Genomic DNA, 20,565 nt, shown 5'->3' on the forward strand with positions numbered 1-20,565 from the left:
TTATCTATGCTAAGTGTCAGTACACCAGCACTTGCAAGCGGAGATGGTCAATCAACACAAACATCAGATTCAACTGAAAATCAAACACAAACTCAAACATCTAATCATACTAATCAAAGTCATTCGCAATGGCAGAAAAATTTAACTGGTGAAGCTCACACGACAATTGCTCATAGAGGTGCAAGTGGTTATGCTCCTGAGCATACATTTAATGCCTATGATAAAAGTCATAAAGAATTAGGAGCGTCATACATAGAAATTGATTTACAAAGAACGAAAGATGGTCATCTCGTTGCCATGCATGATGAAACCGTTGATCGTACTACTAATGGACATGGACGAGTTGAAGATTATACATTAGCAGAGTTAAAGAAACTCGATGCTGGTAGTTGGTTTAACAAACAACATCCTGACCTTGCTAAATCAGAATATAACAATGCAAAGGTCCCTACTTTGGATGAAATTTTAAGTCGTTACGGTAAAAACGCTAATTATTATATCGAAACAAAATCTCCTGATGTTTATCCAGGTATGGAAAATCAATTAATTCAAAGTTTAAACAAACATGGTATGTTGACTGATCAATCACTTAAAAATGGTCATGTCATTGTTCAATCTTTTTCTGAACCTAGTCTACAAAAAATGAAACAATTAAATCCTAATATTCCTTTAATTCGTTTATTAGATAAAGGCGAGTTACCTTTCCAAAGTGAAGCAGATTTAAAACGTATTAAGTCTTATGCAGTTGGTGTAGGGCCTGAATATACAGATTTAAATGAAAAAAATACTAAGCATTTAAAAGATTTAGGATTCCTAATACATCCATTTACTGTTAATGAAGAAGCAGATATGCAACGTTTGAATGACTATGGCATTGATGGTGTATTTACCAACTATGCAGATAAATACAAAAATTTAAACCAAAAATAGCAATACTTATAAATCATTGTGTATACTAACGTTAGATTCATACTTTTAACTTAAGGGTTGTGAAAACATGGCAACATCTGAAAATATACTCAATCGATTTATGCAATACATGAATGAAGATCATATTACGACTCGTAAAATGATGGGAGAATATATCATATACTATGATAAATGTGTAGTTGGTGGATTATACGATAACCGATTATTGATTAAAACGACACCTTCTTCGTCAGAAATATTGAATGATTGTGAATTGGTTGTGCCCTATCCAAATGCCAAACCAATGATTCATTATCTAAATATTGAAGACAGTGAAACTATTTTAAAAGTCTTGCAACAAGTTAAAAATGATTTAAATTAAACAAAAAACATTCACTCAACAATTTCTGAGTGAATGTTTTTATTTTATATGAAAGTAGGTTTAACCGATATTAATAAAGGCTGTTATGCCCATCCACGATATCTAGCTGCTTCTGCTGTACGTTTGATACCAACAATATAGGCTGCTAAACGCATATCGATCTTTCTGTTTTGTGATAATTCATAAATTGTATCGAAAGCAGTAATTAATTTTTCGCGTAATTTTTCATTAACTTCTTCTTCAGTCCAATAGTAACCTTGATTGTTTTGAACCCATTCGAAGTATGAAACTGTTACACCACCTGCACTAGCTAAAACATCTGGTACTAATAAGATGCCACGTTCAGTTAAAATACGTGTCGCTTCAGGTGTAGTTGGTCCGTTTGCAGCTTCAACCACGATACTTGCTTTAATATCATTAGCATTTTCTTCAGTAATTTGGTTTGAAATCGCTGCTGGAACTAAGATATCACAGTCTAATTCGAATAATTCTTTATTTGAGATTGTCTCTTCAAATAAGTTTGTTACAGTTCCGAAGCTATCTCTTCTGTCTAATAAATAGTCAATATCTAAACCGTTAGGGTCATGTAAAGCACCGTAAGCATCTGAAATACCAACTACTTTCGCACCTAAATCATATAAGAATTTAGCTAAGAAACTACCTGCGTTACCAAAACCTTGGATAACCACTTTAGCATCTTTAAGATCCATGCCTTTACGTTTAGCTGCTTGTTCAATTGCAATAACAACGCCTAGTGCAGTTGAACGGTCACGTCCTTGTGATCCACCAAGTACAATAGGTTTACCAGTGATAAATCCTGGAGAATTGAATTTATCTAGTGCACTGTATTCATCCATCATCCAAGCCATGATTTGTGAGTTAGTGAATACGTCTGGTGCTGGAATATCTTTGTTTGGTCCTACGAATTGTGAAATCGCTCTAACATACCCACGAGATAAACGTTCAACTTCATGAATACTCATTTGACGAGGGTCACACACGATACCACCTTTACCACCGCCGTATGGTAAATTAACAATGCCGCATTTTAATGTCATCCACATTGATAATGCTTTAACTTCTTCTTCGTCAACATCTGGGTGGAAACGCACTCCCCCTTTAGTTGGACCTACTGCATCATTATGCTGTGCACGATAACCAGTGAATGTTTGAACTGTACCATCATCCATACGCACTGGAATACGTACTTGTAAAAATCTTAGTGGTTCTTTGATTAGATCGTACATACCATCATCAAAGCCCAATTTATGCAAAGCTTCTTTAATAATTCCTTGAGTAGAAGTCACTAAATTATTATTCTCAGTCATGATCCTTTTCGCCTCTTTTTAACTAATGATTTCGCTTTCATTTATTATTGTAACACAACTTTATCCTTTTTAAAGGGGTTGCAAAATGATTGTTACAACTTTTTGAACTTATTTAAAAACTTGTTTAATTTTTTCAATTGCAAGGTCTAATTCTTCTTTAGTAATAACAAGTGGTGGTGCAAATCGAATAACTGTATCATGTGTCTCTTTACATAATAAACCTAATTCTTTTAATGATTCACAGTATGGTCTTGCATTCTCAGTTAATTCAATTCCGATGAATAAGCCACGGCCACGTACTTCTTTAATTGAAGGATGTTCGATTTTTTGTAATTCAGATTTGAAGTATTCACCTAATTCTAATGAACGGCCAGGTAAGTCTTCATCTACAATGACATCTAAAGCAGCTAGTGACACGGCACAAGCTAATGGATTACCGCCAAATGTAGAACCATGTGAACCTGGTGTAAATACATCTAAAACTTCTTTATCAGCTAAGACAACGGAAATTGGCAGTACGCCACCGCCAAGCGCTTTACCTAAAATGTATACATCTGGTTTAACATTATCCCAGTCTGTGGCAAATAGCTTACCTGAACGGCCTAACCCAGCTTGGATTTCGTCTGCTATAAATAAGATATTATGCTCATCACATAATTCTCTGATTGCTTTTAAATAACCTTCTGGTGGCACATTGATACCAGCTTCGCCTTGAATAGGCTCTACTAAAATTGCTGCAGTATTATCAGTGATTGCTGCTTTTAATTTTTCTACGTCACCAAAATCAATTTTACGGAAACCATCTAATAATGGACCATATCCTCTTTGATATTCTGCTTCAGACGATAATGACACGGGTGCCATTGTACGACCATGGAAGTTACCATTGAATGCAATGATTTCTGCTTTATTTGGTTCAATACCTTTCACATCATAAGCCCAACGTCGTGCTGCTTTTAATGCTGTTTCAACAGCTTCTGCACCAGTATTCATTGGTAATGCTTTATCTTTACCTGATAATTCACAAATTTTCTTGTACCATTCACCTAAATTATCACTGTGGAAAGCACGTGATACTAATGTTACTTTCTCTGCTTGATCTTTAAGTGCCTGAATAATTTTAGGATGTCTATGCCCTTGGTTTACTGCTGAATATGCAGATAGCATATCCATATATTTATTACCTTCCGGATCAGTTACCCATACACCTTCTGCTTCGGCAATGACGATTGGAAGCGGTACATAGTTATGTGCTCCATAGTGATTTGTTAATTCAATAATTTGTTCTGACTTAGTCATAATATCTCCCCTTTGTTTAATAAATACTAAAGCTAGTTACCAATATCATAACTGATTTCCAGTGGCTCTCAAACAGATTACATTAATATATTTCTAAATAGTCTCATTTTATTAAAGTTGTAATTTTTCTATCTCTTATTACAACATGTATTACTTAAATTTTTATATTTTGAAAGCCCTTACAAATATAATGACACATGCCCGCTATGTTGTACAAGTAAAAGTTTAAAAATTCGTCATAATATATCTTTTATTGTTTCTAAAACCTTATAGTGACACCTTTTATTGATTTTACAATATACCAAAAATTCTATAAAAGTGTATAAAAAAAGCTAGAAATAATCATTGGTAAATGATCTTTTCTAGCTTTAAATATATTGCTTTAAATATATTATTGATCTTTTCTAGGTAAAGGATAAAAACCATTATTAAATTGTTGCCATAATTTAGGTGGTAATTCATGATTATCTTCACGTTCTGGATCAAAATAGCTTATAATTTCAGATTCTCTACCTTCTTTAATTTTCCCTACAAAATCATAATCAAGTAGAATCTCACGTCCTAAAGCTACTAATTCTACGCCAACATCTTCAACTGCATTTAAAGCATCATCAGCAGTAAATACTGATCCAATACCGATTAATGGCATACGTCCATTAATCCATTTATGAATAAGTTCTAATCTATTTTGTCCTTCATACTGTCCATCACGTGTTTTAGAATAAATATCCATAATTGATACATGAATATAATCTATGTCTTTTTTAGTAATTGCATTAACTAATTCTTCAGTAATATCCATTGTAATACCTGGTGATTCCGCTTCTTCTGGTGACAAACGATATCCGACAATGAAATCATCAGATGCATAATCTTTTTTCGCTTTAAGCACTTCATCAATGACAGCCATTGGGAATTTCAAATTCTCAGCCCATATATCGTTTCTTCTATTGTAGTAAGGTGAAACAAATTGGTGGATTAAATAATGGTTAGCTCCATGAATTTCAACACCATCAAATCCAGCCTGTATAACACGTCGTGTTGCTTCACCGAAATCTTTAATCGTTTGTTCAATTTCTTCTGATGTCATTTCTCTTGCATCGTGTTCTTGTTTTTGGCCGAAACTTTTTAATGAAATTGGGCTTGGAGCAGCTACATCACCATCGGGCGTCAATTCAGGTAATGCTTGAGCCCCACCATGATGAATTTGAACTAATGCTTTAGCACCATTTTTCTTCATCGCTTGTGCAAGTTTTTTAAGACCTTCTATGTCTGCATCGTGAGCTACTGAAGGCTGTCCAGGAAATGCCTTACCAAGATCGTTCACATTACTCGCTGCATTAATCGCTAATCCGACATCTTTCGCACGCTTTTCAATATATGTTAATTCAACATCTGAAATTGTGCCATCGTTATTAGATGAAATGTGTGTTAAAGGCGCTAAAACGAACTTATTTTTTAATTCAACGCCATTTGGCAATGTCACACTTTCAAATAATGAATTATATTTACTATTCATAACTCTACCTCCAGATTAATAATAATGGAGACTATAACATGAAAAGATTTTATGCTCTATTTATTTGCTTATAGATTTTTTATATGAATCATCATCAAACAATCAAAGGGCTCTTTAGAGACTGAAGCTATACTTGTTCAACTTTCTCAAAATAAAAACGATAATATCCATCACAAAATAGATACTATCGTTTATATCATCCCTATATTCTTAGTATAAATATAACGAATATAATTACGTCACTTTAATCTTGACGTATAGTACGTTTAGACCGTTTGATCCAGACCGGTAAGCGTTCTTCAAGTGTTTGAAACCCATACTTTTCTGTTTCTTTTATTTCATCTAGCACCGACTGTTTTTCTTTTTTACGTTCATAATTTTTAAAGTAATCATTATCTTTTAAAGACAAGTTGAGTTTACCTTCTTCATCAATTGATAAAATCTTAGCTTTGACGACTTGTCCTTCAGATAGAAATTTCTTCAAGTTATGGACATAATCATCCATGATTTCAGAAATATGGATAAGTCCTTCAGTATGGTCAGGGGCCTCAACAAATGCGCCATACGGTTGAATACCAGTCACACGTACCTTAATATGTTGACCTTCTTTGTAGTGATTATTCAACTTGATAACCCCTTATTTCGTTTTTCTTAACACTATTATCATAGCATAAAACAAATTAAGGGACTAACTATAACGTTGAATTTTTTGAATTATTTTGAAATAGATCCTATGGAACTTTATTCATTCCCATAATGATAATAATAAAATGTCTGATAAAAATGTTGTGCCCCTCTATGTTATATAACATTAAAAAACTTCACGTTCAAAGTATGACTTTACTTGAGCGTGAAGTTTCTAATCTTTTTTAAATTGAAATTATCCTAAAATCATGTTTACGAATCGTTAAATACAAACAGTCACCTTATTCAGTAACATCGATAGATTCGATAACTACATCATGTACAGGTTTATCTTGAGGTCCTACTTTCGTATTCGCAATGTCTTCTAATGTTGTTTCACCTTCAACCATTTGACCAAATACAGTATGTTTTTGATCTAACCAAGGCGTACCTCCATTTTCACCATACGCTTTAACGATTGGTTCTGGCCAACCACCATCAGCTAATTGACTTAGCATATTTTGTGGTACTTCTTTCATTTGAACGATAAAAAATTGTGAACCGTTTGTATTCGGACCAGCATTAGCCATAGATAATGCACCATATAAATTAAACGCTTCTAACGAAAACTCATCTTCGAATGCACCACCATAAATGCTTTCGCCACCCATTCCAGTTGCAGTCGGGTCGCCGCCTTGTACCATAAAATCATTGATTACGCGGTGGAAAGTTACCCCATCATAGTAACCATTTTTAGCATGTGTAACAAAGTTTTCAACTGTTTTAGGTGCAATATTAGGGAATAACTTAAATGTCATGTCTCCTTTATTAGTATGCATTACAACTTTAATTTCATCTTCTTGTATCTCTTTATTTAACTGAGGATAGTTCGTCATTAAAATTCTCCATTCATGTTATGATATACGTATATATTAACACATTTGAAAGGAAGTAATATAGCATGTTATATCGATTTTCTCATAAGACAGGAAGCTACGGTGTTTCAATTAAAGAAGATACTGGTGACGACGTTTTAGTTCAAGTTGAACAAGTGATCAAACATCCTAAACAAGGTGATTTACACAATCCTAATGAATCGACAGGTGTATTTTTCCATGAACGTAAAGCATTAAGCCATTATGAAAAAAGATATGCTAAGCGTTCACAATTACGTGACTTTAATGTCGAAAAAATGTCATATGAAGATTCTCTTCAACAAGCTATTTCAAATTTAGAGTCACAATTAAAAGAAAAAAATGACGCACATGCAAAGCGTTCATTACAAAATTTAGAACAACTTAAAGCTGATTATACTATTCAATACAAACAAAATTTTCATTAAAAATTGACGTGTTTCTTCTTATTTAACAGTGGATAGAAATTCAGTAATTTCAAGCGTTCAGACGTTTTTCAGAATGATATGATTCATGTATAATGAATATCATAAACATTTTTAAAGGAGGACAATTTAATGAGTTTGTTACATATTGCGGTTCTATTACCGTTAATATTTGCACTCATTATTCCAATCCTATATCGCTTCTTCAAAAGAATTCACATAGGTTGGTTTGTATTACCTGTCCCCGTCGTCTTATTTATATATTTCTTATCCTTTATTACGACTACTTCGTCAGGTAATACCGTAATGAAAACTTTTAAGTGGATGCCACATATCGGTATGAATTTCAACCTTTATGTTGATGGATTAGGGTTGTTATTCAGCTTACTGATTACTGGTGTCGGCAGTTTAGTTGTCTTATACTCCATTGGTTATTTAAGCCAATCAGAACAATTAGGGAATTTTTACTGTTATTTATTACTTTTCATGGGTGCAATGTTAGGCGTTGTTCTTTCAGATAACCTTATTATTTTATACTTATTCTGGGAGTTAACTTCGTTCTCAAGTTTTTTACTTATATCATTTTGGAGAGAGAAACAGGCTTCCATTTATGGGGCTCAAAAATCTTTAATCATCACAGTTTTTGGAGGACTTAGCCTTTTAGGTGGCATCATTTTACTTTCTGTAGCGTCAGATTCATTTAGTTTACATTATATTATTCAACACGTTGCAGAAATACAAAACAGTCCTTTCTTTATCCTGGCTATGATATTTATTTTAATTGGTGCATTTACTAAATCAGCTCAAGTACCTTTTTACATATGGTTACCAGATGCAATGGAAGCACCAACACCTGTTAGTGCCTATTTACATTCGGCAACAATGGTTAAAGCTGGTTTATATTTAATTGCAAGAATGACGCCCATTTTTGCTGTATCACAAGGTTGGATTTGGACAGTTACACTAGTTGGATTAATCACTTTATTTTGGGCATCTTTAAATGCAACAAAACAACAAGATTTAAAAGGTATACTAGCCTTTTCAACTGTGTCACAACTCGGAATGATCATGTCTATGTTAGGTATGGGTGCAGTTAACTATCATTTTGAAGGTCAAGATAGTCAACTTTATATAGCTGCCTTTACTGCAGCTGCATTTCATTTAATTAATCATGCTACGTTTAAAGGTGCGTTATTCATGATAACTGGTGCAGTCGACCATAGTACCGGAACGCGTGATATTAAGAAATTAGGTGGTTTATTAACTATTATGCCTATATCGTTCACGATTACTGTTATTACTTCATTAAGTATGGCAGGCGTCCCACCTTTTAATGGCTTTTTATCTAAAGAGAAATTCTTAGAATCCGTCATTGAATTAACACACGCGCATGTGATGAGTCTAAATACATTAGGCCTCATCTTCCCAATACTTGCCATTGTCGGAAGTATTTTTACTTTTGTCTATTCAATTAAATTTATTATGCATATATTCTTTGGAGAATATAAACCTAATCAATTACCACAACGAGCTCATGAAGCATCTATATTAATGCTTATTTCACCATCAATATTAGCTATATTAGTTATTATATTTGGTCTATTCCCTGGAGTATTGACACAATCGATTATTGAACCAGCGACAACATCAATGAGTCAAACAACTCAAGTAAGTGCCGAGTTTCACTTATTCCACGGTATAACACCGGCATTTATTACAACTATTGGTATCTACATCATTGGTATTTTACTCATCATAACGTTTGCTTATTGGATTAAATTATTACAGTCACAACCTAACCAACTTACACTTAATTACTGGTACGATCGAACTGGTAAAATAATGCCAACGTATTCTAAAAATATGACAAATAGCTATGTCACTGAATCTTCTCGAAATAATCTCGTGATTATCTTCGGTTTATTAATTTTATTAACTACAGTAATTTTATTAAGCGTTCCATTCACAATTAATTTCAAAGATGTCAGTCGCATTAGAATATTTGAAGTAGGCATCATTGTTTTACTTGTCATTGCTTCGTTCTTAATTGTCTTTGCTAAATCTCGTTTATTTAGCATTATTATGTTAAGCGCTGTCGGTTATTCTGTTTCAGTGTTGTTTATATTCTTTAAAACACCTGACTTAGCATTAACACAATTTGTTGTAGAATCCATTTCTACCGCATTATTTTTACTATGTTTCTATTTCTTACCTAATCTTAACCGTTACAACGAAACACGATCATTTAAAGTCATAAATGCTTTAATTTCGGTTGGTGTCGGTCTTGTTGTGACGATTTTAGGATTAATTGCGTATGGCAATAGACACTTCGAATCAATCACTCATTATTATCAAGATCATGTTTACGATCTTGCTTCAGGTAAAAATATGGTTAATGTTATTTTAGTAGATTTCCGTGGCATGGATACTTTATTCGAATCATCCGTATTAGGTATCGCAGGTTTAGGTATTTATACAATGATTAAATTACGTATGAAACATCAACATCGTTCAGAAACAAGTGAGGTGAAACGTCATGAACAGACAGAAAAATGATTTAATGTTCCAATATACAGCAGTCATCATTTTCTTCATGGTTATGATGTTCGGCTTTTCACTATTTCTAGCAGGTCACTATACACCAGGTGGCGGTTTCGTTGGAGGTTTATTATTCTCAAGCGCTTTGGTTGTTATTGCCATTGCATTTGATATAAAGACAATGAGACGTATTTTTCCAATTGATTTTAAAATATTAATTGGTATCGGATTATTATTTTGCGTCGGTACTCCAATGGCAAGTTGGTTCATGTCCAACAACTTTTTTACACATGTCACATTTGACATACCTATTCCATTGCTAGCGCCCATGCATATGACTACCGCTGTATTCTTTGATTTCGGTGTCTTATGTGCCGTAGTTGGAACTGTAATGACTATTATTTTATCGATTGGAGAGAACGAATAGTGGAAATTATTATGATATTTGTTAGTGGTATCCTCACAGCAATTAGCGTCTATCTCGTTTTGTCTAAGAGTTTGATACGGATCATTATGGGGACTACGCTACTAACACACGCAGCAAATTTATTTTTAATAACAATGGGCGGATTAAAACATGGCAAAGCACCTATTTATGAAAAAGGCACGCAAAGTTATGTTGATCCAATCCCACAAGCACTTATATTAACAGCCATCGTTATCGCTTTTGCTACTACTGCTTTCTTTTTAGTTTTAGCATTTAGAACTTATAAAGAACTTGGTACAGATAACGTTGAAAGTATGAAAGGAGTTCCAGAAGATGTCAGAGAGTAATATGTTAGCTCTTACTTTAGTTGTACCAATTCTGACGGCAATATTACTCGTCTTCATTGGAAAAAGACCGCATATCAAACGTTATGTCGCATTAGTAGGTACAATCATTACATTAATAATTGCAATACTTAATTTAAAAAATGTCTTACAAGATGGACCTATTAAATTAGAATTAGGTTCATGGAAAGCACCCTATAGTATCGTTTTTGTATTAGATATTTTTAGTGCATTATTGATTATTACGAGTATTATCATTACTGCACTCATCATATTATATTCTTATCAATCTATTGGTGTTGAAAGAGAAACGTTTTATTATTATTTCTCTATTATGTTTATGCTTATTGGTATCATCGGTGCATTTACAACAGGTGATATTTTCAACTTATTCGTATTCTTCGAAGTATTCTTAATGTCATCCTACTGTTTATTAGTTATTGGTACGACAAAGATTCAATTACAAGAAACGATTAAGTATATATTAGTCAATGTTGTATCATCATCATTCTTTGTCATGGGTGTAGCGATTCTATACTCTGTCGTGGGCACTTTAAACTTAGCGCATATTAGTCAACGTTTGAATGATTTATCAGCACATGAAAGTGGCTTAGTAAACATTGTATTTATATTATTTATATTTGTCTTTGCTACAAAAGCTGGTGTCTTCCCTATGTATGTTTGGCTACCAGGCGCTTATTATGCGCCACCTTTCGCTATTATTGCATTCTTCGGTGCGTTATTAACAAAGGTCGGCGTCTATGCAATTGCTAGAACTTTAAGCTTGTTCTTTAACAATACAGTAAGTTTTTCTCACTATGTCATTTTATTCCTAGCTATCATGACGATTATATTCGGTTGCGTTGGTGCAATAGCATACTATGATACAAAGAAAATCATTCTATACAATATTATGATTGCTGTTGGCGTTATATTGGTTGGCGCAGCTATGATGAATGAAGCAGGTATGATAGGTGCTATTTATTACACTATCCATGATATGTTAGTAAAAGCATCTCTATTCTTACTCATCGGGGTCATGTATAAAATCACTAAAACTACCGATTTACGTTTATTTGGTGGTTTAATTAAACAATACCCAGTGCTAGGTTGGACATTCTTCATTGCTGCATTAAGTTTAGCCGGAATCCCACCTTTAAGTGGTTTTTACGGAAAGCTATATATTGTGCAAGCTACATTTGAAAAAGGCTTCTATATCACTGGTATCGTTGTCTTATTATCAAGTTTAGTTGTTTTATACTCAGTCATAAGAATTTTCTTAAAAGGATTCTTCGGAGAACCTAAAGGATATGACGTCACAAATAAAGCTAATACATTAGGTATGACTACCGTATCTATCGTAGCTGTGGTTATTACTGTGATATTCGGTTTATCAGCAGATGTGCTATACCCTATTATTAAAGAAGGCGCAACAACATTCTACGATCCAACTGTTTACATCAATAGCGTATTGGGGGGTAAATCATAATGGCAGTCCAAATTGTTATTAATTTATTAGTCTCAATCATATGGTTACTTATCTCTGATAGTTATACACTTAATAACTTTGTATTAGGCTATCTATTTGGTCTCATTTTAGTTTACCTACTCCACCGTGTGATGCCAGGTAAATTTTATCTCATACGTATTTATAGAATGATTAAATTAGTTTTCATTTTCTTACTAGAATTAATTAAAGCGAATTTAGATGTGTTGAAAATTATTTTAAAACCACATATTTCAAATAAACCTGGGTTCTTTGTCTATCACACAGACTTGAAGACGGATTGGCAAATCGTGTTACTGTCTAACCTGATCACACTAACGCCAGGTACTGTCGTCCTTGGAATTAGTGATGATCGTACAAAAATTTATATCCATGCCATTAACTTTAGTACTACTGAAGAAGAAACTGAAGGTATTAAATCTTCACTTGAAAAAGTAGTTAGAGAGGTGGGCGAACAATAATGATTACCAAAACATTAATAATTATTGCTTTAGTCATTGTCGTATTATCTATGTTAGCAATGTTAGTTAGAGTTATTTTAGGCCCATCTCTAGCCGACAGAGTTGTTGCATTAGATGCAATGGGATTACAATTGATGGCAGTTATTGCCCTTTTTAGTATTTTAATGGATATCAAATATATGATTGTTGTTATCCTACTAGTAGGTATTTTAGCCTTTTTAGGCACAGCTGTATTTTCAAAATTCATGGATAAAGGTAAGGTGATTGAACATGATCGAAACCATCATCATTAGTATTTCAATTATCTTAATTATGATTGGTGCACTTATTAGTGCGGTAGCAGCTATTGGTTTATTGAGGCTTGAAGACGTTTATTCACGTGCACATGCTGCAGGAAAAGCGTCTACTTTAGGTGCTATGAGTTTATTATTTGGGGCCTTTTTATACTTTATTGTTAAAGATGGTTATACAAATATGCAGTTAATTATAGGCATCATATTTGTACTAATCACTGGTCCACTTTCAAGCCATATGATTATGAAAGCAGCCTATAATATTAAAACACCCTACAGTAAAAATACTAAACAAGATGAAATCAAAGACGATTTAAAAGATAAAAAATTATAGAAATAAACAGCCAATCGGGATGTTATACATCAACCGTTTGGCTGTTTTATATTAATATGACATATTTGAATTGCAAATAATTTTAATGGGTGTCGTTATTAACAACATCAATTTCAAATCCTAAATCCTCTAACATCTCGTAATCCATTTGATTAGGCTGTCCACCAGTAATTAAATAATCTCCAACAAATATTGAATTAGCAGCTTGTAATGCTAAAGGTTGTAATGATCTTAAATTCACTTCTCGTCCACCTGCTATTCTTATTTCTTTAGTAGGATTAATTAATCTAAACATCGCAATAATTCGTAAACACTTTATTGGATTTAACTCATCCATATCTCCAAATTTAGTACCTTTAATCGGGTGTAAAAAATTAATAGGTATACTATCAGCATCAATCTTTTTTAATGCTAATGCCATATCAATGATATCCTCATTTGATTCTCCCATACCACATATTACACCTGAACAAGGTGATATATGATGTTGTTTCATAATCTCAACTGTATTAACACGATCTTTATACGTATGTGTAGTCACTACATTATCATGGTATCGTGCACTGGTATTAATATTATGATTATAACGATCGACACCTGCTTTTTTTAACCTTGCAGCTTGTTTTTCATTTGTTAATCCTAGGCACGCACAAATTCTTAATTGAGGATGAATACTTTTAATTTCCTCAACTGTATCGCAAATATGTGCAACCTCTTTATCACTTGGACCACGGCCACTCATCACAATACAATACGTTCCAATTTGATGTTCTCGTGCTACATTGGCACCATCTTTAATCTGTTCTTTATCAACTAAACTATATCTCTGTTTTTGCTTCATTTATCTAGATTGACCACAATAGCCACAATCTTCAGGACAAATACCACTTTTAGCATTTAATATCATATTTAATTTTACACGTTTACCATAATAATGCTTTCTAATGTTATACGCTTCATGTAATAAATCCAATGTATCGATATGTTCATCTTCAAATATATGCATCCACGCTTCTTTAGAAAAATGCTCATTGTTTAAAATTCGTTCTGATAATGTCATCAGAAATCCTCCTCTTCTTAAAAAGTAATCACTCACCATATAAAGTCATTGACTTAACTTAGTACAATGTAAACTTAATTAAAATAAAAGTTTACATTATAAGCGTGATTCATCCTTTCAATATAAAAATTGTATTCATGTCACAAATATGCTACAATTTTACAAATCGAAACAATTACGTTTTATAAAAAATAAGAAAGAGTTGATAGTATGCAATGGACAATTATTGGTGGTGGCATTCAAGGAACAACCATAGCTTTAAAATTAAGACAAGCTGGTTTAGACGCTAAGGATTTAACAATCATTGATCCCTATCGTACATTATGTGAACAATTTAATAGTTATACACATCGTATTAGTATGCCTTTTTTAAGATCACCTTTTGTACACCATATACATCCAAAACCATTTCATTTAAAACAATACGCTAAATTAAATCAGTATACAGGGGCTACTTATGGGCCATATAAGCGTCCTCAACGCGATATGTTCATGCATCATACACATGAACTCATCCATCAATATCGTTTGAATGAAAGTCATATACAAGGAGCCGTAAGGCATATACATCGAGATAATCATCAACAATGGCAATTAGAATTAAATGATGGTCGAATATTGTCAACACAGTATTTAATCATTGCACACGGTTGCAATCATCGTGCCTATATCCCAGCTATGTATCATGATCAACCAGATATTCAACATATTTTTGATGAAGAAGAATCACAAATTAAAGAAAAACAAACATCTCATGTTGTAGGTAGTGGTATATCTGCTGCACATTTAGCCCTAAAATTAGTCAATAATGATGACAGTAAAACAGTACATTTATGGCTTAATAAAGATATTGAAATTCATGACTTTGACGCGGATCCAGGATGGTTAGGTCCCAAAAATATGAATGCATTCCTAAATATCGAATCTTCTGAAGAAAGAATGCGTATTATTCAAACAGAACGTCATAAAGGATCGATGCCTCATGAGTTATATCTGCGCTTAAAGAAAAAAATGAGCCAAGGTCGTTTAATCATTCATAAAAATGAGATTGAAGATATTAAAAATCATCATATCATTACTTCAAATGGCAAGATGTATTATGATCATATCTTATTGGCTACAGGATTTGAAAATACTGTCATGTCACAACCTATGATTCAAGATTTAGTTTTACATTTCAATGCCCCTATCGCACAATGTGGTTTCCCAGACATTACGCATGAACTAGAATGGCTACCACATTTATTTGTAGCTGGAGGTTTAGCTGATTTAGAACTAGGACCTTTTGGTAGAAACATTATGGGAGGCAGAGAAGCATCCGAAAGAATATACCAAGCGTTTATTCGCCTACAAAAACAACTCGCATCATAACATAATAAAAGCTACCGCTTCACAACGAAACGGTAGCTTTTATTTATTTCAATGGCTTAATAGCCATTGTTCCTCGCATTATACTAATTAATTGATTATTGTCATCTTTAATTTCAATATGCCATACTTGTGTTGATTTGCCTTGATGAATAATAGTAGCAATCGCAATCACTTTACCTTCTTTAACTGAATGAATATGATTAGCATTCATCTCTAAACCTAATGGAATATATTTAGACGTATCAATTAAGTTTGCTGCACCTAATGAGCATGCAGTTTCACCTAATGCTAAACTTGCGCCACCATGTAGATAACCAAACGGTTGTTTCACTTTATCTGTTACAGGCATTGAAATGACAACTTTACCTTCTTCTTCAATTTCAACATTCATTTCAAATGTTTCTAATAAATTGGTCAACCTAACACTCCTCTTTTTATACTATAATACCATGGCCGCAATCGTACCAAAAATAATTAATGGGATATTATAGAATAAAAAGTTTGGAATACAAGTATCTCTAATATGATCATGTTGACCGTCCATATTTAATCCTGCTGTAGGCCCTAATGTAGAATCACTTGCAGGTGATCCAGAATCACCTAACGCACTTGCTGTACCTATTAACGCTATTAATGCCATTGTATCTAAACCAATAGATGCACCAAATGGAATAAACAATGAAGCGATAATTGGTATTGTTGCAAATGAAGAACCTATACCTAACGTCACGATCAATCCGATAATATACATCACTACTATACTAATTAATTTGTGGTCTCCAGTAATACTAGTTAAACTTTTAACCAAATTATCAATATCACCAGTTGCGTTCATAACACCAGCAAAGCCATTTGCAGTTAAAATAACCACACCAATATATGCCATGATTTTAATACCATCTACAAATTGCTCATCTAATTCATACCAACTATATGCACGTGATACAAAGAAGACAAGTACACCTGCTAAAGCACCAAAAATCATTGATTCTGTTAATGTTTGAACAATAAATGTTGCTAAAATGGCAATCACAGTCACAACTAAAATATATGGTTTTAGTTCTGTAACTGTTGCTCTATCATTAATATTTCTCTCTTCATATTTTCTAGGCTTACGATAGACGATAAGTCCTAAAATTAAGCCTACAATATAGCCCATTGAAGGAATAAGCATCGCTTTCCAAATCATATTAAATTCGATAGGATGGTGCGCTTTTTGGAACCCACTTTGAATAATTTGCTGGAATATTTGACCAAAACCATACGGTAATAACACATACGGCCAACATAATCCAAATCCAATAACTAAACCAATCAAGCGTCTATCCATATTTAAATCATTGAATAAGCTTAATAATGGCGGAATTACTATTGGAATAAACGCAATATGTACAGGTATTAAGTTCTGACTCATAATACTCATTGCTAAAAGTGCAACAATTATAATCACTTTCACTCTGATTCTTGAAAGTCGACTGTTTTCAGAGTGAATGGCTTTAATAATTTTACCAACTAAGTAATCAGTAATACCACTATAGGAAATTAAAGCGGCAAAGCCACCTAATAACGCATAACTCAGTGCTACTTCGGCCCCATCAACAATATTCTTACCAAATATGTTAATGACTTTTTCAAGGCTCATGCCAGATAGCATACCACCTACTAAAGCACTAATGAATAAACTAATCACAACGTTCAACCTACATAAACATAAAATAATCATTAAAATAACAGCAATCACTACTGCATTAATCATACGCAAAACCATCCTTTACTACTCTATCGAACTAAAGTATTTATGGATAATATCATAGCAACTCAATTTTATAAAGTCAATAAGAAATTGAAATCTAGTTTAAATAACCCTTTCAAAAAATATAAAAGGAAGCGCTAAGGCGCTTCCTTAAATAACTATAATGATTTTAACCATTCAACAATCGTTGGAATCATATATCCTGTTGGACCTTTCGGACCTTTATGTGATGGTTTATTTATCGTTGCTGGACCAGCTATATCAAAGTGCAGATGAGGTACTGAGCCACTAAAATGACTGATAAATGAAGCGGCAAATAAAGCTTTCCCTTGTCCATTTGTGTGATTGACTAAGTCTGCGACATCACTATTTTTAATTAACTGTCTTTCTGTTTTTGTAATAGGTAATTCAAACACTTGTTCATCAACAGTTTTAGAGATACTTAAAATCGCTTTTAATTGCTCACTGGCATTAGTTTCAAACGCGGCAGCCTTATCTTCACCTAGAGCCACAATTGCAGCACCTGTTAATGTAGCAAAATCTAAAATAACTTGAGGTTGAAATTGAGTTGCATATGCAACAGCATCACCTAATACTAAACGACCTTCAGCATCTGTATTGAGTACTTCAACTGTTTCACCACTTAATGCGGTATAAACGTCATCTGGTTTCATTGCCTTGTCATTAATCATATTTTCAGCAGAAGCTATGATACCTATAATATTAATTGGTAACGCTAATTGATGAGCAACCTCAATCATGGCAACAACATTTGCAGCGCCACACATATCAAATTTCATCGTTTGCATTCCTATTTTACTTTTAATACTGTAGCCACCTGAGTCATAGGTAATACCTTTTCCAACTAGGACAATTGGCTTCTCATCAGTACGACTACCATCATATTGCATCGTAATCACTCTAGGTTCATGGATAGAGCCTTTTCCTACCGCATGTATCAATCCAAATCCTTCTGATTGTATTTTCTGACCATCTTTAATATCTACTTCTACAGATGAATCTTTAAAGTGTTGTACGACAAGCTCAGCAAAATATTGAGGTGTTAACAGATTAGGGGGATTTTGACTTAATTCACGCGCTAAATTAATTGATTCACCTACCGTTTTACCTTCTTGTATTTTAGTTTCAATTTTCTCAAGGTCACAGTCAACATTTACGTGTAAATCAGGTTGATAAGGTGCACGCTTATCAGATTTATAATTGTCAAACTGATAAATAGCTTGTTCACTTTGCAAACCTAGCGTTTTAGTCACTACATCGTCTTCAATATGTGGACTTAAAAATGAGTTTAGTAACAATTCTGCTTCTGTGATATGTTCTTGTTTTAAAAACTGAAACACATTTCCCCAAATGATTAAATAATCCGCATAAGTTAATTCTTTAATATTTCCTAATCCAACAGTTATAAGACGTTTAGGTTGTTGTTGAATATAAATCATTGATGTCGTTATCTTTCCAGTTGCACCTTGTATAATATGATTTTTCTTTAAAACTTTTAAATCATTCATTAATGATTGTTCGTGATACACGATATCATTTAATTGATTCATATGTTCAGGAATACCAATAATTAATGTATGTATGTCATCTAGATTAGTAGAATTAATTTGGATATTCATCATACAGCCTCCTTTTGATATTTAATTTAAATCAACTATTATGATAAGTAGTTATTTTTAAAGTCACTCTTTCAATAGTTGTAAATGATCTTATTTATATTTAAGCATACAAAAAAGCCTCCAAACTTTTAAGTAAGGAGGCTTCATATATCATAAAAAGTTAGAATTTACCTTTTTTGAATGCAAGACCTACGCCACCGATTTTGAATACAGCACGAGTGTCGATAACTTTCTTCATGAATGCAGCTTTTTTACCAGTAATATCTTTACCGTAAACAATACCTACACCGTCATGAGATCCTAATGAACATACTGTACCACGATCAACATATTCAAATTCTTCTTTAGCTTCGCCATTTAAGATATGTTTGATGTTTTTAGCAACATGTTCACCTTGTTGCATTGCGATTTGAGCTGTTGTTGGTAATGGACGTTCTTCACCTGCTGGGATGAATGCAGAAACATCACCGATAACAAAGATATCATCATGACCTGCAATTGTAAGGTCTTGATTAGTCACAATACGGCCACGTTTAACACCTTCAAATGATTCTTCCATTAAGTGGCTACCACGTACACCTGCAGTCCATACTGATGTACCTGCTTCTAATTGTTGTTTTTCACCATTTACTTCTACTACGAAACCTTTTTCGTTACAAGCAACGATTGGTGTAGCAATTTTAAATTCTACGCCACGGTTTTCTAAGTAGTTTACAGCATGGTTAACTAAGTCATCTGAGAACATTGGTAACATTTTAGGTGCTGCTTCAACACAAGTGATTTTCACTTTGTTTTGGTCAATACCATATTTGCTACATAATTCAGGAATTCGATCAGTTAATTCACCTAAGAATTCGATACCAGTGAATCCAGCACCACCAACTAAGATAGATAAATCTTTGTCGTCTTTCTCTTTAGAAGCTGCATAATTAGCGAATTTATCTTCGATATGACGAGATAATTGACGCGTAGTTAAAACATTTTCAATTTGGAAAGCGTGATCTTTCATTCCGTCAATACCAAATGTTTCACTCACAAATCCTAATGCTACAACTAAGATATCAAAATCATAGATGCCTTTGTCAGTTTCTACTTTTTTAGCATTGCGGTCGATTTTAGTAACTTCTGCAGTTACGAAGTTAACTTTGTCTTTTTTCAATACACTTTCAACTGGGTATAATAAATCTTCATAATTGATTGTACCTGCTGAAGCTTCATGTAACCAAGTTGCTTCGTAATGATAATCATTTTTGTTAATTAGAGTGATTTCCGCTTCTTCTGCAGAAAGTTCTTTTTGTAATTTAGTAACAGTTTGTAAACCTGCATAACCCGCACCTAAAACTAATACTTTTTTACGTTCTTGAGCCATTGTTTTCACCTAAGCTTTCATAATATTTTAACTCCAGTGTAACATACTTAAAAATACACGACCTTTTT

The 20,565-nt window shown here is 33.3% G+C and carries 20 protein-coding genes and 1 pseudogene; 11 read left to right on the forward strand and 10 right to left on the reverse strand.

What is annotated here, in order from left to right; all coding sequences use genetic code 11:
- Positions 1 to 6 precede the first annotated feature (6 nt).
- Together ssp1_RS08875 and ssp1_RS08880 are read left to right on the forward strand one after the other, a co-directional pair.
- Positions 7 to 930, forward strand: coding sequence for a glycerophosphodiester phosphodiesterase (locus ssp1_RS08875; protein WP_182463871.1), 924 nt, complete (start codon positions 7 to 9; stop codon positions 928 to 930).
- Between the two features lie 67 nt (positions 931 to 997).
- On the forward strand, positions 998 to 1,291 hold the full coding sequence (locus ssp1_RS08880) for a TfoX/Sxy family protein (protein ID WP_075778076.1): 294 nt from the start codon (positions 998 to 1,000) through the stop codon (positions 1,289 to 1,291).
- A gap of 83 nt (positions 1,292 to 1,374) precedes the next feature.
- Here ssp1_RS08880 and ssp1_RS08885 read toward each other — a convergent pair whose 3' ends face one another.
- From ssp1_RS08885 to ssp1_RS08905, 5 genes are all read right to left on the reverse strand, one after another.
- Positions 1,375 to 2,619: a Glu/Leu/Phe/Val family dehydrogenase gene (locus ssp1_RS08885; RefSeq protein ID WP_002450804.1), complete on the reverse strand. Its 1,245-nt coding sequence runs from the start codon at positions 2,617 to 2,619 to the stop codon at positions 1,375 to 1,377.
- Positions 2,620 to 2,727: 108 nt separating this feature from the next.
- A complete protein-coding gene (locus ssp1_RS08890; protein ID WP_023374987.1) occupies positions 2,728 to 3,918 on the reverse strand; it encodes an ornithine--oxo-acid transaminase in 1,191 nt (396 codons plus the stop codon).
- Between the two features lie 391 nt (positions 3,919 to 4,309).
- Entirely contained in the window at positions 4,310 to 5,437 is a 1,128-nt protein-coding gene (locus ssp1_RS08895) for an NADH-dependent flavin oxidoreductase (protein ID WP_118828198.1), read from the reverse strand.
- A gap of 244 nt (positions 5,438 to 5,681) precedes the next feature.
- On the reverse strand, positions 5,682 to 6,062 hold the full coding sequence (gene ygs / locus ssp1_RS08900) for a S1 domain-containing post-transcriptional regulator Ygs (protein ID WP_002450807.1): 381 nt from the start codon (positions 6,060 to 6,062) through the stop codon (positions 5,682 to 5,684).
- Between the two features lie 301 nt (positions 6,063 to 6,363).
- On the reverse strand, positions 6,364 to 6,957 hold the full coding sequence (locus ssp1_RS08905) for a peptidylprolyl isomerase (protein ID WP_002450808.1): 594 nt from the start codon (positions 6,955 to 6,957) through the stop codon (positions 6,364 to 6,366).
- A gap of 65 nt (positions 6,958 to 7,022) precedes the next feature.
- Between ssp1_RS08905 and kapB the strand changes: the two genes are divergently transcribed.
- The 8 genes from kapB (at position 7,023) to mnhG1 (ending at position 13,304) form a co-directional block, all read left to right on the forward strand.
- Positions 7,023 to 7,403 (forward strand): sporulation phosphorelay system protein KapB, encoded by a 381-nt coding sequence (gene kapB, locus ssp1_RS08910; protein WP_002450809.1) that lies wholly within the window; start codon positions 7,023 to 7,025, stop codon positions 7,401 to 7,403.
- Positions 7,404 to 7,532: 129 nt separating this feature from the next.
- Entirely contained in the window at positions 7,533 to 9,956 is a 2,424-nt protein-coding gene (locus ssp1_RS08915; protein ID WP_107535790.1) for a Na+/H+ antiporter subunit A, read from the forward strand.
- Positions 9,937 to 10,365 carry a Na+/H+ antiporter Mnh1 subunit B gene (gene mnhB1, locus ssp1_RS08920; RefSeq protein ID WP_002450811.1) on the forward strand — a complete coding sequence of 143 codons (429 nt, stop codon included), beginning with the start codon at positions 9,937 to 9,939 and terminating at the stop codon, positions 10,363 to 10,365. The genes ssp1_RS08915 and mnhB1 overlap by 20 nt, the downstream gene beginning before the upstream one ends.
- Positions 10,365 to 10,712 (forward strand): Na+/H+ antiporter Mnh1 subunit C, encoded by a 348-nt coding sequence (gene mnhC1 / locus ssp1_RS08925; protein ID WP_002450812.1) that lies wholly within the window; start codon positions 10,365 to 10,367, stop codon positions 10,710 to 10,712. The genes mnhB1 and mnhC1 overlap by 1 nt, the downstream gene beginning before the upstream one ends.
- Complete coding sequence (mnhD1, locus tag ssp1_RS08930; RefSeq protein WP_118828199.1) at positions 10,699 to 12,198, forward strand: Na+/H+ antiporter Mnh1 subunit D; 1,500 nt, start codon at positions 10,699 to 10,701, stop codon at positions 12,196 to 12,198. Before mnhC1 ends, mnhD1 begins: the two co-directional genes overlap by 14 nt.
- Positions 12,198 to 12,677, forward strand: a complete 480-nt coding sequence (gene mnhE1 / locus ssp1_RS08935; RefSeq protein ID WP_075778071.1) for a Na+/H+ antiporter Mnh1 subunit E — start codon at positions 12,198 to 12,200, stop codon at positions 12,675 to 12,677. Before mnhD1 ends, mnhE1 begins: the two co-directional genes overlap by 1 nt.
- A complete protein-coding gene (gene mnhF1, locus ssp1_RS08940) occupies positions 12,677 to 12,970 on the forward strand; it encodes a Na+/H+ antiporter Mnh1 subunit F (RefSeq protein WP_002450815.1) in 294 nt (97 codons plus the stop codon). Before mnhE1 ends, mnhF1 begins: the two co-directional genes overlap by 1 nt.
- Positions 12,948 to 13,304 (forward strand): Na+/H+ antiporter Mnh1 subunit G, encoded by a 357-nt coding sequence (mnhG1, locus tag ssp1_RS08945; protein ID WP_002450816.1) that lies wholly within the window; start codon positions 12,948 to 12,950, stop codon positions 13,302 to 13,304. Before mnhF1 ends, mnhG1 begins: the two co-directional genes overlap by 23 nt.
- Positions 13,305 to 13,386: 82 nt before the next feature.
- Here mnhG1 and bioB read toward each other — a convergent pair.
- Positions 13,387 to 14,364: pseudogene (bioB, locus tag ssp1_RS08950) on the reverse strand (biotin synthase BioB).
- 210 nt (positions 14,365 to 14,574) lie between these two features.
- Between bioB and ssp1_RS08955 the strand changes: the two are divergent.
- Positions 14,575 to 15,735 carry an NAD(P)-binding domain-containing protein gene (locus ssp1_RS08955; protein ID WP_075778070.1) on the forward strand — a complete coding sequence of 387 codons (1,161 nt, stop codon included), beginning with the start codon at positions 14,575 to 14,577 and terminating at the stop codon, positions 15,733 to 15,735.
- 43 nt (positions 15,736 to 15,778) lie between these two features.
- On the opposite strand, the gene ssp1_RS08960 is transcribed toward ssp1_RS08955, so the two are convergent.
- From ssp1_RS08960 to ssp1_RS08975, 4 genes are all read right to left on the reverse strand, one after another.
- Complete coding sequence (locus ssp1_RS08960) at positions 15,779 to 16,153, reverse strand: PaaI family thioesterase (RefSeq protein WP_002450820.1); 375 nt, start codon at positions 16,151 to 16,153, stop codon at positions 15,779 to 15,781.
- Between the two features lie 21 nt (positions 16,154 to 16,174).
- A complete protein-coding gene (locus ssp1_RS08965; RefSeq protein WP_002450821.1) occupies positions 16,175 to 17,491 on the reverse strand; it encodes a Na+/H+ antiporter family protein in 1,317 nt (438 codons plus the stop codon).
- A 155-nt stretch (positions 17,492 to 17,646) separates the two neighbouring features.
- Entirely contained in the window at positions 17,647 to 19,128 is a 1,482-nt protein-coding gene (locus ssp1_RS08970) for a leucyl aminopeptidase family protein (protein WP_075778069.1), read from the reverse strand.
- Positions 19,129 to 19,288: 160 nt separating this feature from the next.
- Positions 19,289 to 20,497: an NAD(P)/FAD-dependent oxidoreductase gene (locus ssp1_RS08975; protein ID WP_002450823.1), complete on the reverse strand. Its 1,209-nt coding sequence runs from the start codon at positions 20,495 to 20,497 to the stop codon at positions 19,289 to 19,291.
- Positions 20,498 to 20,565: the final 68 nt, after the last annotated feature.

Source organism: Staphylococcus sp. M0911, from assembly GCF_003491325.1.
In the GTDB taxonomy this organism is placed as follows: domain Bacteria; phylum Bacillota; class Bacilli; order Staphylococcales; family Staphylococcaceae; genus Staphylococcus; species Staphylococcus warneri_A.